At 75.6% G+C, this 14,629-nt stretch carries 11 protein-coding genes; 7 read left to right on the top strand and 4 right to left on the bottom strand.

Annotation, left to right across the window (positions count from 1 at the left end):
• Positions 1-40: 40 nt before the first annotated feature.
• Positions 41-1,300: a GNAT family N-acetyltransferase gene (locus H7K62_RS12815; protein WP_186718801.1), complete on the top strand. Its 1,260-nt coding sequence runs from the start codon at positions 41-43 to the stop codon at positions 1,298-1,300.
• Between the two features lie 118 nt (positions 1,301-1,418).
• Positions 1,419-2,294 (top strand): RsiV family protein, encoded by an 876-nt coding sequence (locus tag H7K62_RS12810; protein WP_186718800.1) that lies wholly within the window; start codon positions 1,419-1,421, stop codon positions 2,292-2,294.
• Positions 2,295-2,340: 46 nt separating this feature from the next.
• Here the strand turns inward: H7K62_RS12810 and H7K62_RS12805 are convergent, their stop codons facing one another.
• The gene (locus H7K62_RS12805) at positions 2,341-3,360 is read right to left on the bottom strand and encodes a hypothetical protein (protein WP_186718799.1); all 1,020 of its coding nucleotides are present in this window, start codon (positions 3,358-3,360) and stop codon (positions 2,341-2,343) included.
• On the bottom strand, positions 3,357-3,950 hold the full coding sequence (locus tag H7K62_RS12800) for an RNA polymerase sigma factor (protein WP_186718798.1): 594 nt from the start codon (positions 3,948-3,950) through the stop codon (positions 3,357-3,359). Before H7K62_RS12800 ends, H7K62_RS12805 begins: the two co-directional genes overlap by 4 nt.
• A 151-nt stretch (positions 3,951-4,101) precedes the next feature.
• Here H7K62_RS12800 and H7K62_RS12795 point away from each other — a divergent pair, with 151 nt between their 5' ends.
• Positions 4,102-6,594: a transglycosylase domain-containing protein gene (locus tag H7K62_RS12795; protein ID WP_186718796.1), complete on the top strand. Its 2,493-nt coding sequence runs from the start codon at positions 4,102-4,104 to the stop codon at positions 6,592-6,594.
• A 117-nt stretch (positions 6,595-6,711) separates the two neighbouring features.
• Here H7K62_RS12795 and pepN read toward each other — a convergent pair whose 3' ends face one another.
• On the bottom strand, positions 6,712-9,363 hold the full coding sequence (gene pepN, locus H7K62_RS12790; protein ID WP_186719201.1) for an aminopeptidase N: 2,652 nt from the start codon (positions 9,361-9,363) through the stop codon (positions 6,712-6,714).
• 121 nt (positions 9,364-9,484) lie between these two features.
• On the opposite strand from pepN, the gene H7K62_RS12785 reads away from it, so the two are divergent.
• The 4 genes from H7K62_RS12785 to H7K62_RS12770 all read left to right on the top strand — a co-directional run bounded on the left by H7K62_RS12785 (position 9,485) and on the right by H7K62_RS12770 (position 13,042).
• Positions 9,485-10,129, top strand: coding sequence for a mycothiol-dependent nitroreductase Rv2466c family protein (locus H7K62_RS12785; protein ID WP_186718794.1), 645 nt, complete (start codon positions 9,485-9,487; stop codon positions 10,127-10,129).
• Between the two features lie 100 nt (positions 10,130-10,229).
• On the top strand, positions 10,230-10,712 hold the full coding sequence (locus H7K62_RS12780; RefSeq protein ID WP_186718786.1) for a ribose-5-phosphate isomerase: 483 nt from the start codon (positions 10,230-10,232) through the stop codon (positions 10,710-10,712).
• A gap of 28 nt (positions 10,713-10,740) precedes the next feature.
• The gene (locus H7K62_RS23925) at positions 10,741-11,694 is read left to right on the top strand and encodes an Fpg/Nei family DNA glycosylase (RefSeq protein ID WP_186718784.1); all 954 of its coding nucleotides are present in this window, start codon (positions 10,741-10,743) and stop codon (positions 11,692-11,694) included.
• Positions 11,695-11,908: 214 nt separating this feature from the next.
• Positions 11,909-13,042 (top strand): PP2C family protein-serine/threonine phosphatase, encoded by a 1,134-nt coding sequence (locus H7K62_RS12770; RefSeq protein WP_186718782.1) that lies wholly within the window; start codon positions 11,909-11,911, stop codon positions 13,040-13,042.
• Between the two features lie 6 nt (positions 13,043-13,048).
• Here H7K62_RS12770 and H7K62_RS12765 read toward each other — a convergent pair whose 3' ends face one another.
• Positions 13,049-14,566, bottom strand: a complete 1,518-nt coding sequence (locus H7K62_RS12765; protein ID WP_186718780.1) for a putative bifunctional diguanylate cyclase/phosphodiesterase — start codon at positions 14,564-14,566, stop codon at positions 13,049-13,051.
• Positions 14,567-14,629: the final 63 nt, after the last annotated feature.

Raw genomic sequence — 14,629 nt, 5'->3', positions numbered from 1 at the left:
GGCTGACTGCCCGCCCGGCCGCGACCCCTAGCGTGGGGGCGTGAACGGCGGGCAGCGGGTCGAGGTCAGGGCGGTCACCGAGGGCGAGCAGCTGGAGTGGGCCCGCGCCTCGCGGCGCACGTTCCTCAACCCCGGCAAGGTCACCGCCGAGCACGTCGAGCAGCGGCGGCCGGCGTGGCAGGGGCAGCGCCTGACCGGCGCCTTCGAGGGCGCGCGGGTGGTGGGCACCTACCGGTCCTGGGACTGGCCGCTGCCTGTGCCCGGTGGGCCGGGCCACCAGGTGCTCGCCGACCACGTGAGCACCGTGACGGTGGCGCCGACGCACCGCCGCCGCGGGCTGCTCACGCAGATGATCACCGCCGACCTGCGAGCGGCGCGCGAGCGCGGGGTGCCGCTGGCCTACCTCGTGGCCGGGGAGGCGCCCATCTACGGGCGCTACGGGTTCGGCCCCGCCGTCAGCGGGCAGACCCTGGAGGTGCGTGCCCCGGCGGCGCTGGCGCACCTGCCCGCCGGCGCCGAGGACGTGGGCGTCGAGCTGGTCCAGGACGCCGACCTGCGCGCCGACGCACCCGCGCTGCACGCCGCCGTGGCCGCCGGGCGCCCGGGGGCGGTGCGCCGCCCGGACCACTACTGGGACGACCTGCTGGGTCTCGCGCCCGGCCCCGACCACGACGCCAAGGCACTGCGGCCGGCGCTGCTGGCCCGCGACGCCGCCGGGGCGGCGGTGGGCGTCGCGCGGTACCGCACCCGCGAGCGGTGGGAGGGCATGCGGCACGACACCGTCCTGGAGGTGCACGACCTCTTCGCCGCCACCGGCGCCGCGCACGCCGCCCTGTGGCGGCACCTGCTCTCGGTGGACCTGGTCGACCGGGTGCGGGCCACCGAGCGTCCCGCCGACGACCCGCTGCCCCACCTCCTGCACGACCCCCGCCGGGCGATCGGCGGGGAGGGCAGCGACCAGTTCTGGGCGCGGCTGCTCGACGTGCCCGCCGCGCTCGGGGCTCGCGGCTGGCTCGGGCCGCCCGGGGCGTGCGTGCTGGAGGTCCACGACCCGCTCGGCCTGGCCGGCGGCCGGTGGCGCCTCGACCTCGAGGGCGGGCGCGTGGTGGCCGTCCCGACCGCGGCGGAGCCGGACGTCACCTGCGACGTCGGGGCGCTCTCCGCGGCCTACCTGGGGGAGACCCCGCTGGTGGCGCTGGCGGCGGCCGGGCGGGTGCGCGGCGAGGCGGCTGCCGTGGCGAGGCTCTCGGCGCAGCTGGCGTGGCAGCCCACCGCCTGGCCCACGCACACCGGCTTCTGAGCCCCCCCGGTGGCCGGGGCGGCGCGCACGACGCCCGTGATCACGGGGTGTCCGCCGTGGGGTGGGCGTGCGGCGTGTCGGAGGCGCTGCCCCAGGTGGCGGGCCTAAGGTCCGCGCCGTGCCCTTACGCCTCCTCCGCGGCTCCATCCCCGCCCGCGCGCTGCTCGCCGCCGGCTCCCTGACCTCGGTGCTGCTGCTCACCGCGTGCGGTGGCGGCTCCGCGGACGCGTCCGGCCCGCGCTCCACCGCGCCGCTGTCCACGGTCACCCCGGAGGCGTCCACGGCGGCCACCTCCGCTTCGGCCAGCGCCTCCTCGGCGTCGCCGTCGTCGTCCTCGTCCTCGGCCGCGGCGAGGGCGGTCACGGTGGTGGCGCCGCTCACCCCGGGACCCGTCAAGCACCTCCAGGGGACCAAGGGCGGCTTCACCTGGGACATCAGCGTGCCGACCTTCTCCGGTCCCTCCGCCGCCGTGGCCGAGGTGAACCGGCGCATCCAGGCCTCGGCGGGCAGCGCCATCACGGGGTCCGCCACCGAGAACGGCGACGACCCGGAGAGCAAGCACCAGCTGGCCGGTGAGGCGTCGCTGACCACCAACGACGGCCGCACCGTGCAGGTGGACATCCCCATGGCCGACTACTTCGAGGGCGCCGCCCACCCGACCGACGTGGACAACACCGTGGTGCTCGTCGCGGCCACCGGCGCGCCGGTGACGCTCGACCAGCTCTTCACCGACCAGAAGAAGGCGCTGCAGGCGTTCGCGCCGGTGGTCGTGCAGCAGGCGAAGGCCGACGGGTTCGACGTGTCCGGCTCCGACGGGCTGGCGCCGACCTCCGCCAACTGGTCGGCCTGGCAGACCGGCTCCCAGGGCATGACCTTCACCTTCCAGGACTACCAGCTGGGCCCCCACGGGATGCCGCAGTACACGGTCCCGTGGACCACGGTCACGCCCTACCTGACCCCGTACGCGAAGGCGCTGCTCGCCCCCGCCTCCTGAGGCCCCGCCCTCCCCGCCGCCCCTCTCGGCGGCGGGGAGCGGGGGGTCAGCGGTCCTTGCCGGAGCCGCTGCCGCGGCCGTGGGAGGCGCCGCCGTCGTCACCGCTGCGGAGCGCGGCGGAGGAGGACGACGACGAGGTGGGCGCTGCCCAGGGCCCGCCCGCCGTCGGCGCGGGGGCGCTGCTGGGAGCCGCGGTGGCACCGGAGCGCCCCTCGCGGCGGGCGTCGTTGCGGGCGTGGGCCGCGCCGCTGACCGCCTGGCCGTCCACACCACCGGAGCGCGCCTGGCTGCTCACCCACCCGCCCATGCCGCCGCTGGTCGGCGGGGCGACGGGCACCGACGTCGGGCTGGACGAGGGAGTCGAGCCGCCGTGGTCGCCGTCGTCCTCGGAGGGCTCAGCGGTGGTCGGCGCGTCCGAGGGGATCGACGCGGTGTCGGACGGGGCCTCGGAGGGGAGGTCCGTGCGCGCCGTGGTGGGAGCGCCGGTCGGCTCGCTGGTCGGCTCGCTGGTCGGCTCGCTGGTCGGCTCGCTGGTCGGTTCGGTGGTCGGTTCGGTGGTCGGGGTGTCTGAGGGGCCGCTGGTGCTGCCGCTGGTCGGTGGGTCCAGCGGCGTCACCGCGGAGACGGTGGCGGCGAAGCGGTCCTGCACCGGGCCCGGCAGCGCGCCGGCGGCACCCGCGCCGACCACGCTCACGACGAGCACGGCGCCGGCAGCGGCGGAGGCGCGCGCGGCGCCGGCGGCGGCCACGCGGCGGGCGGTGGCGGACAGGAGCTGGCGGGTCGCGGTCACGGGGTGCCTCCACGAGAGCACGGGTCGCACCGCGGACGGTGCGACGGGGTGTGCGCCACCGGCCCGGGCGGGCTCGGCGGCGGTGTCGTTGAGGTGACCCGTGGCCAGCAGGACGGCGAGGTCGGCGCTGGGGCGGTGCGGCTGGCGGGCCTCGGCGCGCACGTCGCGCGCGAAGGCCTCCAGCCGCGCCGCCGACAGCGCGTCACCGTCCGCGCGCAGCGCGCGGAGGTCCTCGTCGAAGGAGCGGGTGCTCGTTCCCGTGCGGTCTGCGGTCATCTCGTCTCCGTCATCGCCGCGGAGGCCCGCGGGGTCGCGCGGTCGTCTCCGCACTGAGCCGACAGGGTGAGCAGGCCCCGGTGCTGCAGGGCCTTCACGGACGCGGGCGTCTTCCCGAGCACGCGGGCGACCTCGGCCACGGAGAGGTCGCCGAGCACCCGCAGGAGGACGACGGCGCGCTGCTCGCGGGGCAGCCGCGCGCACAGGTCGTGCACGCGGGAGGTGCCGAGGGAGGCGAGGGCCTCCTCCTCGGCGTCACCCCCGGTGAGGGCCGCGGTCGCCGCGTGGTCGTGCACGTCGACGTCGGCCAGCGCGGGCCGGCGCGAGGCGCGGCGCCAGGAGTCGGCCAGGCGCCGGTGGGCGATGGTGAAGACCCACGCGCGGAAGCCGGCCTCGTCACCCACGAAGCCGCCGACGCCGGTGAGCACGCCGACGAAGACCTCGCTGGCGAGGTCGTCGGGCTCGGCGGCGCCGTGCAGGCGCAGGTACCCGGTGACGGGACCGGCGAGCTCGCGGTAGAGCGCCTCCAGCGCCCAGGGCGCTCCGGTGCGCGCCGCCTCCAGGACCTGGGGGAAGGCCGGCCCGATCACCAGGCGACCACCGTCGGGCCCCGGGGGGCCGCGAGCGGAGCGGGGTGGTGCACGCCGCAGCATCGGCGCCGCCGTCCGTCTCCTTGAGCACCCACCTCCCGTCCAGGACGCGTCCAGGTGCTGCTCGGGTGCCCTGGGTACCGTCCGCGACATGCCGCTACGCACCACCCGAGGCTCGGCAGAGGGCGGCGACGCGGGCAGGAGCGAGCGCCGGCGCAGGACCTCCCTGGGGCGCGCCGCGAGGCTGCTGGCGGGCTTCGTGGCCGCCAGCACCGGCGCCGGCGTGCTCACCGCCGGGCTCGCCGCCCCCGCTGTCATCGCCGTGGGCCAGGCCAGCAACGACACCGTCGCGGGGTTCGACGGGCTGCCGGCCTCGCTCGACCAGCCGGCCCTGAGCCAGCAGTCCCGGATCCTCTACGCCGACGGCTCGCTGATGGCCACGTTCTACTACGAGGACCGCATCGACGTGCCGCTCGCCCAGGTGGCACCGGTCATGCAGAAGGCCGTCGTCGACATCGAGGACGACCGCTTCTACGAGCACGGCGGGGTGGACCCGCGGGGCCTGGTGCGCGCCGTCGTGGACGACGCCAGGGGCGGCGACGTGCAGGGCGCCTCCACGCTCACCCAGCAGTGGATCAAGAACGTGCAGGTGGAGGAGGCGCTGGCGGCCCTGCCGCCCGACGCCTCGGCCGCTGACCGGCAGAAGGCCTTCGACGACGTCACGGTGCGCTCGGGCCTGGACGGCTACGTGCGCAAGCTGCGCGAGATGAGGCTGGCGATCGCCGCGGAGAAGGAGCTCTCCAAGGACCAGATCCTGGAGGACTACCTCAACATCGCGAACTTCGGCGGCGGCCAGTACGGCGTGGAGGCCGCCAGCGAGCACTGGTTCGGCAAGCCGGCCTCCCAGCTCGACCTGCCGCAGGCGGCTCTGCTGGCCGGCCTGGTGCAGGACCCGTCCGGGTACGACCCGGTGCAGCACCCGCAGGCCGCCCAGCAGCGGCGGGACACCGTCCTGGACCGCATGCTGCAGCTGGGCACCATCTCCCAGGCCGACCACGACGCCGCCGAGGCGCTGCCGGTCGCGCAGGAGCTCGACGTGCAGCCGACCCCCAACGGCTGCGCCCAGGCCGGGTCCGCCGCGTACTTCTGCGACGACGTCGTGACCCAGTTCCGCACCGACGACGCGTTCGGCGGCACGCAGGCGCAGCGCCTGCAGGAGCTCTACCGCGGTGGCCTGACCATCACCACCACCCTGGACCCCGCCAAGCAGAGGGCCGCGTCCGAGGAGGTGGACCGCGCCGTGCCCGCCGACAGCTCGACGGTGGCGGGCCAGCACGTCGGGGCGTCCATCGTCTCGGTGCAACCCGGCACCGGGAAGGTCGTGGCGATGGCGCAGGACCGCACGTACAGCACCTCCCCGGACGCACCCGCCACGGCCACCTCGGTCGACTTCAACACCGACAGGAGCAGCGGCGGCTCCTCCGGCTTCCAGCCCGGGTCCACCTTCAAGCCCTTCGTGCTGGCCACCTGGCTCGCCGCCGGCGGCTCCCTGTACGACACGGTGGACGGCAGCCAGCGCGCCTTCCCCGACAGCAGCTGGCAGTACGGCAGCTGCGAGCCGGCCGGCGCGCACTACACCGGCCCGCCGTGGGACCCGAAGAACGCCGGGGACGGTGAAGGCAGCTCCTCGATGACGGTGCTGCACGCCACCGCGGACTCCATCAACACCGGCTACGCCGCGATGGAGGACCAGCTGCCGCTGTGCGACGTCGCGGCCACCGCGCAGGCGCTGGGCATGCACAAGGCCCAGCCGGACAGCAGCAACCCGACCGGGACGCCGAGCACCGACCTCACCGTCACCCCGGCGATGACCCTCGGCATCGACAGCGTCTCACCGCTGACGGTCGCCGCGGCGTACGCGGGCTTCGCCGCGCAGGGCTCGTACTGCGCGCCGATGACCATCACCTCGATCACGGGCGCCGACGGCAAGGCCCTGCCGGTGCCCGGCCCGCAGTGCCACCAGGCGATCTCGCAGGACGTCGCCAACGGCGTCACGTACGCGCTGGAGCACGTGCTCACGGAGGGCACCGCGACCGGCGACGGCCTCGCGGACGGCCGGGTGGCCGCCGGCAAGACCGGCACCACCGACGGCTCCGTGGCCGCGTGGTTCACCGGCTACACGCCCCAGCTGGCGACCTCGGTGTGGATCGGGGTGCCCGGCAGCAGCACGTCGCTGAACGGCGCCCGGATCGCTGGCCGCTACTACCCGCAGATGTACGGCGGCACCCTGGCGGCGCCCCTGTGGAAGGCCTACATGGACCGGGCGCTGGCGGGCACCCCCCAGCAGGGCTTCACGGACCCGCCGCAGAGCGAGATCGGCACCCCGCCGCCGGTGTACGTGCCCGCTCCTGCACCTGCTCCTGCCTCCGGTGGCGGTGGCGGTGGCGGTCCCGCTGCCACCCCGGCTACCGGCGGCAGCCCGACCGCCCAGCCCGCCCAGCCCGGCCAGACAGCCCAGCCCGGCCAGACAGCCCAGCCCGGCCAGACCGCTCAGGGCGGTCAGAGCGGCCCGGGCGCGGCGCCCGCGCCCGGGGGCGGAGCCGCGGGCGACCAGCCCGCAGCCAGCGGCGCCGCCCAGGGCTGACCCGCCCTCACCCCCTCCGCACTCGCCGCGGAGAGTGCGGGAAGGGGAAGGACGTCAGGGCCCGCCCTCGCACGTGCGAGGACGGGCCCTGACGTCGGGTCGCGCCGATCAGCGCCGTCAGCGCTGGAGGTCGCGCTCCTGGGCGCGCAGGGCGCGGGCGACGCCGTCGCGCTGCTCGCTGACCAGGCGCTTGAGCGCCGGCAGGTCCTCCGGGGCCTGCGCGAGCCACGCGTCGGTGCGCTCGAGCAGTGCCGGCGAGGCGAGCAGCACCGGGTAGAGCCCGGTCACCACCTGCTGGGCGATCTCGTTGGTGCGCATCCGCCAGGTGCCCTCGATGGAGGCGAAGTACGGCTCGACGAACGGCTCCAGCAGCTCCGCGTCGTGCACGCGCGCGAACCCGCCGATGACGGCGGCGCGCTCGGCGTTGGCCAGGCCCGGCTCCGCCGAGGAGGCCACCAGCTGCGACCACGCCGCCTGCTTGGCGCCGGGGTCCGGGACCGCGGCCCGCGCGCCGGCGGCGGCGAGGCGTCCGGAGGCGGTGTCGTCGCGGGCGAGCTCCGCCGCGATCTCGGCCTCCCCAGCGCGCCCCTCGACGACGAGCGCGGTGAGCAGCTCCCAGCGCAGGTCGGTGTCGACCGTGAGCCCCTCCAGCGGTGCGTCGCCGGAGAGCCACCCGGCCACGGCGTCGAGCTGCTCCGGCGTCCGCGCCCAGCCCGCGGCCGCGGTGGCCAGCTGGAGCTGCGCGTCGCTGCCGGGCTCGGCGGCGCGCGCCAGGTCGAGCAGCGAGGCGGCCACACCGGCCACGACGTCGTAGCGGTGTCCCGGCGCGGTGTAGAGCCGCGCGGCGCTGGTCAGCTGCTGCAGCAGCGTGCGCAGCACCGACGACGTCGCCGGCGTCGACTCCACCGCGGCGTTGTCGAGCACGAGGTCCACGAAGTCGCGCGCGGCCATCTCCGCGTCACGGGCCATGTCCCAGGCCGCTGACCACACGAGCGTGCGCGGCAGCGCGTCCTCGATGGCCGACAGGTGCTCCACCGCGGTGGCCAGGGACGACGGGTCGAGCCGGACCTTCGCGTACGCGAGGTCGTCGTCGTTGAGGAGCAGCAGGTCAGGGGCGTCCCGCCCGGCCAGCTCGCCCAGCTGGGGAGCGATGTCGGTGCGCTCGCCGTCGAGGTCGACCTCCACCCGGCCCGTCCGGACCAGGCGCGGCGCGGCGCCAGCGGCCGGTGCGTCGCCCGCGTCGTCGTCGTCCTCAGCGGCCGTGTGGTCGCCCGAGCCCGGCACGTGGAGGTCGTAGAAGCCCACGGCCAGGCGGTGGGGGCGCTGCACCGGGTGCTCCGGCGGGGTGGTCTGCAGCACCACCAGCGAGGTGATGGAGCCGTCCTCCGCGGTGTGGACCTCCGGCCGCAGCGTGGTGACGCCGGCCTTCTCCAGCCACACGCCCGACCAGGAGGCCAGGTCGCGGCCCGAGGTCGCCTCGAGCTCGCGCAGCAGGTCGGCGAGGGTGGCGTTGGAGAAGGAGTGGGCGCGCAGGTAGCGGCGCACGCCCTCGAAGAACGCCTCGCGCCCCACGTAGGTGACCAGCTGCTTGAGCACGCTGGCGCCCTTGGCGTAGGTGATGCCGTCGAAGTTCACCTCGACCGCCTCGAGGTCGACCATGTCGGCGACGATCGGGTGGGTGGACGGGAGCTGGTCCTGCCGGTAGGCCCACGCCTTCTCCATGGAGGCGAAAGTGGTCCACGCGTCGGTCCACCGGGTGGCCTCGGCGGTGGCCAGCGTGGAGGCGTACTCCGCGAAGCTCTCGTTGAGCCACAGGTCGTCCCACCAGCGCATGGTGACGAGGTCGCCGAACCACATGTGCGCGAGCTCGTGGAGGATCGTCACCGCGCGGCGCTCCACCACCGCCTCGGTCGGCTTGGACCGGAAGACGTACCGCTCCAGGAACGTCACCGCGCCGGCGTTCTCCATGGCGCCGGCGTTGAACTCCGGCACGAAGAGCTGGTCGTACTTGGGGAACGGGTAGGGGATCTCGAACAGGCCCTCGTAGAAGGCGAAGCCCGCCCGCGTGATGTCCATGACCTCGTCGGCGTCGAGGTGCTCGGCCAGGCTCCTGCGGCAGAACACGCCCAGCGGCACGGTGCGGCCGTCGCTGCTGGTGAGCTCGCCGCGCTCGACGTGGTACGGCCCCGCGACGATCGCCGTGACGTAGCTGGACAGCACCGGCGTGGGGGCGAAGCGCCAGGTGGCGGCGCCCTCGTGGGCGGGCTCCGGCTCGGGGGTGGGGGAGACCGAGACGACCGTCCAGTGGTCGGGGGCGGTCACCGTGAAGGTGAAGACCGCCTTGAGGTCGGGCTGCTCGAACACCGCGAACACGCGGCGCGAGTCGGCCACCTCGAACTGCGAGTACAGGTAGACCTCGCCGTCCACCGGGTCGACGAAGCGGTGCAGGCCCTCACCCGTGTTCATGTAGGCGCAGTCGGCGACGACGACGACCTCGTTCTCCGCCGCGAGCCCGTGCAGCTGCACGCGCACCCCGTCGGCGACCTCGTGGGCGTCGAGCGCCTGCCCGTTCAGCACGACCTCGTGCACGTGGGGGGCCACGAGGTCCAGGAACGTCGAGGCGCCCTCGCGCGCGGTGAACCTCACCGTGGTGCGGGAGCGGAACGTCGTGGGGGCCCCGCCGCGGTCGGTCAGGTCCAGCTCGACGTCGTAGGAGCTGACCTCGACGAGCGCGGCGCGCTCGGCCGCCTCCGCCCGGGAGAGGTTCATGCCCTGCTGGTGGTCGGCCGGCTGCCCGGCCCCGTCCTCGTGGTGGCTGCTCAGCACCCGGGAGATGCTGCCACGCAGGCAGGCCGGGCAGACGAGCCGGTCCAGTGGTGTTATCGGTGGCATGACTGACGCAGCGCAGAGCGCCTCCAAGAGCCCCGTCGACTTCTGGTTCGACCCCATCTGCCCGTGGGCGTGGATGACCTCCCGCTGGATCCTCGAGGCCGCGAAGGTCCGCGACATCGACGTGACCTTCCGCGTGATGAGCCTCGCGGTGCTCAACGACGGGCGCGACCTGCCCGAGGAGTACGCCGAGATGATGAAGAAGGCGTGGGGCCCGGTGCGCGTGGTCACCGCCGCCAAGGAGCTGCACGGCCAGGAGGTCGTCGAGCCGCTCTACACCGCCATCGGCACCCGCATCCACCCCGGCGGCGAGAAGGACTTCCACGCCGCGGTGGTCGGTGGGCTCGCCGACGCGGGCCTGCCGGCGGACCTCGTCCGCTTCGCGGACAGCACCGAGTACGACGAGCAGCTCAAGGCCTCCCACCACGAGGCGATCAGCCGCGTCGGCGACGACGTCGGCACCCCGGTCATCGGCGTGGCCGGGAAGGACGGCGAGCAGGGGCCGGCCTTCTTCGGCCCCGTCATCACCCCCGCCCCGAAGGGCGAGGAGGCCGGGCGCCTCTGGGACGGCGTCACCGCGGTGGCCGCCTACCCGGGCTTCTACGAGCTGAAGCGCACCCGCACGCAGGGCCCGGTCTTCGACTGACCGACCACCCGTCCACGACCACGGGCGTCCGCCACCACCCGGGGTGGCGGACGCCCGTGATCGCGGACGGGGTGGGGCCGGTGGACGCGGCAGTGCCAGGATGAGCGCCGTGCGCGTCCACATCGCCAGCGACCACGCCGCCTTCGAGCTCAAGCAGCACCTCGTGGAGCACCTCACCGCGGAGGGCCACGAGGTCGTCGACCACGGGCCCGAGGCCTACGACGCGCTCGACGACTACCCCGACTTCTGCATCCCCTGCTCGGTGGCGGTCCGCTCTGACGTGCGCGCCGGTGTGGAGGCCCTCGGCATCGTCCTGGGCGGCTCGGGCAACGGCGAGCAGCTGGCCGCCAACCGCGTGCCCGGCATCCGCGCGGCGCTCGCGTGGAGCCTGGAGACCGCGCAGCTGGCGCGCCAGCACAACGACGCGCACATCGTCAGCGTGGGCGCGCGCATGCACTCCGTCGAGGACGCCACCGCCATCGTCGACGCGTTCCTCGCCACCCCGTTCAGCGGTGACGAGCGCCACCAGCGCCGCCTCGACCTCATGACCGCGTGGGAGACCGAGCACCTCACCGAGCGCTGATCGTCGCGAGGGGGCAGGCTCGACCCTCGTGCCTGAAGGTCACACCCTCCACCGCCTCGCCCGCTCCGTCCGCGACGCCTTCGGCGGCCGCGTCGTCGAGGCGAGCAGCCCCCAGGGCAGGTTCGCCGACGGCGCCGCCCTGCTCGACGGCCACCGGGTGGTCCGCTCCGATGCCGTGGGCAAGCACCTCCTCGTGGGGTTCTCCCCGGCCGCCGCGAGCACCCGCCGCGAGCCGCAGCGGTGGCTGCACGTGCACCTGGGCCTGTACGGCAAAGTCTTCTTCGGCACCTCCGACGCCTCCGTCGGCGAGGGCGAGCAGGACGACGACGGCGGCGGCCGCGCGCCGGCCGGGCCTCCGGCCCCCGTGGGCCAGGTCCGGCTGCGGCTGGTGACGCTGGACGCCGCCGAGGGCGCCGGCCCGCTGCGCTGGGCCGACCTGCGCGGCCCGACGGCGTGCGAGGTCATGGTCCGCCCCGAGGTCGACGAGCTGCGCCACCGGCTCGGCCCCGACCCGCTGCGTGCCGACGACGGCGCGGAGCGCTTCGTGGAGCGAGCGCGGCGCTCGCGGGTGACGATCGGCGCGCTGCTCATGCACCAGGACGTGCTGGCCGGCGCCGGGAACATCTACCGCGCCGAGGCGCTGTTCCGGGCCGGTATCGACCCGTTCGCCAGCGGGCGCGACGTCGAGCCCGAGCGCCTGGAGGGCGTCTACGCCGACCTGCGCGTGCTCATGAAGGCGGGCGTGAGGTCCGGGCGCATCGTCACCACGCGTCCGGTGGACCGCGGCAAGCGCGACGACGAGGCCGACGGCACGCCCGTGCGCCGGGGCCAGGCGGGCGCCCACTACGTCTACCGGCGCACCGGGCTGCCGTGCCGGATCTGCTCGACGCCGGTCTCCACCACCGTGGTGGAGGGCCGCAACCTCTTCTGGTGCCCCACCTGCCAGGCGCCGGGCACGCAGGTCTCGCCCTTCGACGCCTGACGTCCGCCACGAGGCTCGTGACGACCACGGGCCTCCGCGCCGCTCCTCCGTGACCTCCCAAGGCCGTCGAACCAGCACTCGGGTGCGCGAGTGCTGGTTCGGAGCCGGTAGAAGGCGCACTCGGGTGCGCGAGTGCGCTGGGGAAGGCGTGGGGGACGCGCGCGGGAGTCGGTGAACGCCGGATGGCCGGCTGGGCCCCGGCTAGGGTCGGGCCGTGCGCCTGCGCCTCCACCGCGCCGCGCGCTGGCTCGACCGGCGCCGCCGACGGGTCGTCCGCCGGCTGGGCGCTCGCTTCATGCCCCGCACCATGCCGCGCCAGGCCTGGCTGCTGCTGTGGCTGACCGCGCTCGCCGTCGTCGTCGCCGTCACCGGGGCGCTGGCGCCCCGGTGGGCGCCGACCAGCGCCATGGTGTTCGTGCTGCTCCTGGGCGGCTTCTTCCTGCGGATGCGCACGATGGTGCTGCTGTACCTCGTGGCCGCCGCCGGGGCCGCGCTGACCACGTCGGTGCCCGCGCTGGGCGGGATCGGGACGCGGCCGGGGGACCTGCTGCTGCTCGGGGCCACCGGTGTGCTCGTGGCCCTGTTCGTGCGCAGCCGGGAGCGGCTGGGCGTCCAGGGCACCCTGGGCGACGCGATGCTCGTGGACCTGCGGGACCGGCTGCGCAGCCAGGGGCGGGTGCCTGCGCTGCCGGGGCAGTGGCACGTGGAGACGGAGCTGCGGCCGGCCTTCGGCGACGCCTTCAGCGGCGACTTCGTGGTGGCCACCCGCACGCGCGGCCGGCAGGGGGACCTGCTCGAGGTGGTGCTGGTGGACGTGTCCGGCAAGGGGCAGGGCGCGGGGACGCGGGCGCTGCTGCTCTCGGGGGCGTTCGGGGGACTGCTGGGGGCGATGCCCGTCGAGGGCTTCCTGCCCGCGGCCAACGCCTACCTGCTGCGGCAGGACTGGCCGGAGGGGTTCGCCACGGCCGTGCACCTGGCGGTCGACCTGGTCTCGGGTGACTTCCGCGTGCGGTGCGCGGGGCACCCGGCGCCGGGGACGGGGGGCGCGGGCCAGCCGTGGCGCCTCCTCGACGACGAGGGTGGCCCGGCGCTGGGCCTGGTGCCCGACGTCGACTTCCCGGAGGTCACGGGCCGGCTGCTGCCGGGGCAGGCGCTGTACCTGTGCACCGACGGCATGGTGGAGGTGCCCGGAGAGGACCTGTCGGTGGGCACCGAGGCGCTGCGGGCGCTCGCCGAGGAGGCGGGCCGGTCGGGGTGGCGCGAGGGGGCGGCGGAGCGGCTGGTGGACGCCGCGGGGGTGGAGGAGTCCGACGACCGCGCCCTCGTGCTGGTGTGGCGCGACTGCTGACGGGCCTCAGGCGCTGGTGGCCGCTGACCCGTTCTGCGCGGTCTGCGCCGCCGCCCCGGGCCCGGGTTCCGGCTGGGGCTGCCAGCGCGCCAGCGCCAGCTCCGCGCCCATCGGCCGGCCCACCCAGTAGCCCTGCAGCTCGTCGCAGCCGAGGTCGCGCAGGCGGTCCGCCACAGCGCTGCTCTCGACGCCCTCGGCGATGACCTGCAGGCCCAGGCGGTGGCCCAGGTCGATGATGCTGGCCGCGATGGCCTCGTCCTCGGGACCGCCGAGCAGGTCGGTGACGAACTGCCGGTCCACCTTGAGCTGGTGCGCGGTGAGCTCGCGCAGCTGGCCCAGGCTGGTGTAGCCGGCGCCGAAGTCGTCCACGGAGATCCGGATGCCGCGGTCGGCCAGGGCGCGGACCACCTCGAGCGCCTCGCCGGCGTCGCTGGCCACGGCCGTCTCGGTGATCTCCAGCACCAGCTGCGAGGTGGGCCAGGAGCTGCGGGCGAGGGCCTCGTCGACGATGCCCAGCAGGCCGGGCTCCAGGACGGACGCCGAGACGTTGACGGCCACGGTGGTGTCGAGGCCGGCGCGGCGCCACGCGGCGGCCTGGCGCACGGCCGTGAGCACCACCCAGCGCGTCAGCGGGCGCACCAGGGTGGTGCGCTCGGCCAGCGGGAGGAACTCGGTGGGCATGAGCAGCCCGCGGGTGGGGTGGTCCCAGCGCAGCAGCGCCTCGAACGCGCGGAGCTCTCGCGTGCCGGCGTCGACGACGGGCTGGTAGAGCAGCCGCAGCTCGCCCTGGTCCATCGCCTGGCGCAGCAGCGCGAGGGTGGTGAGGCCGTCGCTGCTGTCCGGCGCCAGGTCAGGGGTGTACGGGAGCACGCCGGAGCGGGACCGCTTGGCCTCGTACATGGCCAGGTCGGCGTGCCGCAGCAGCTCTCCCACGGTGCGGCCGGCCGAGGGGGCCACGGCGGCGCCGATGCTGCTGGTGATGTCCAGGTCCACGCCGTCGGCGGTGAACCCTCCGGCGCCGAGCGCGGCGAGCAGCCGCTTGCCGTGCAGGACCGCCTGCGCGGTGGTGACGGGAGTGGTCAGCAGGACGGCGAACTCGTCACCGCCGAGGCGCGCGACCACGGCACCCGCCGGCGCGGCGCTGGACAGCCGGTGGGCGACCTGCACGAGGAGGGTGTCGCCGGCGGCGTGGCCGAGCGTGTCGTTGACGTCCTTGAAGCCGTCCAGGTCCAGCAGCAGCAGGCCGGGGCCGTGGCGGCCGTCGCCGTCGAGGTCGGGCAGCCCGGCCAGCACGCGCTCGCCGGCCTCGGCGAGCAGCACGCGGTTGCCCAGGCCGGTGAGCGGGTCCGTGCGCAGCAGAGCCGTCTGCCGGACCTGCTGCCGGCGCAGGAGGACGAGCAGCGCCACGAGCGCGGCGCAGGAGAGGGACGCGCCCGCCACGGCCCACAGCTCGCCCGCCGGCAGCCCCGTCAGCAGCCCCGTCAGCAGCCCCGGCAGGGGCGCCAGCGCAACGGTCCTCTCCACTGCCCGGCCTCCCTCCAGCGCGGCGCCCCGCATGGGCACCTCTACGGGCTTCGTCCACCACGG

The sequence above is a fragment of the Quadrisphaera sp. RL12-1S genome (assembly GCF_014270065.1).
Taxonomy (GTDB): Bacteria; Actinomycetota; Actinomycetes; order Actinomycetales; family Quadrisphaeraceae; genus Quadrisphaera.
This window is presented reverse-complemented; position numbering and strand designations above follow the sequence as displayed.

Bases quoted from the DNA above. Each gene is read 5' to 3' on its own strand.
- H7K62_RS12805 (WP_186718799.1), bottom strand. From the start codon at position 3,360: ATGACCGCAGACCGCACGGGAACGAGCACCCGCTCCTTCGACGAGGAC.
- H7K62_RS12795 (WP_186718796.1), top strand. From the start codon at position 4,102: ATGCCGCTACGCACCACCCGAGGCTCGGCAGAGGGCGGCGACGCGGGC.
- pepN (WP_186719201.1), bottom strand. From the start codon at position 9,363: ATGAACCTCTCCCGGGCGGAGGCGGCCGAGCGCGCCGCGCTCGTCGAG.
- H7K62_RS12785 (WP_186718794.1), top strand. From the start codon at position 9,485: ATGACTGACGCAGCGCAGAGCGCCTCCAAGAGCCCCGTCGACTTCTGG.
- H7K62_RS12780 (WP_186718786.1), top strand. From the start codon at position 10,230: ATGAGCGCCGTGCGCGTCCACATCGCCAGCGACCACGCCGCCTTCGAG.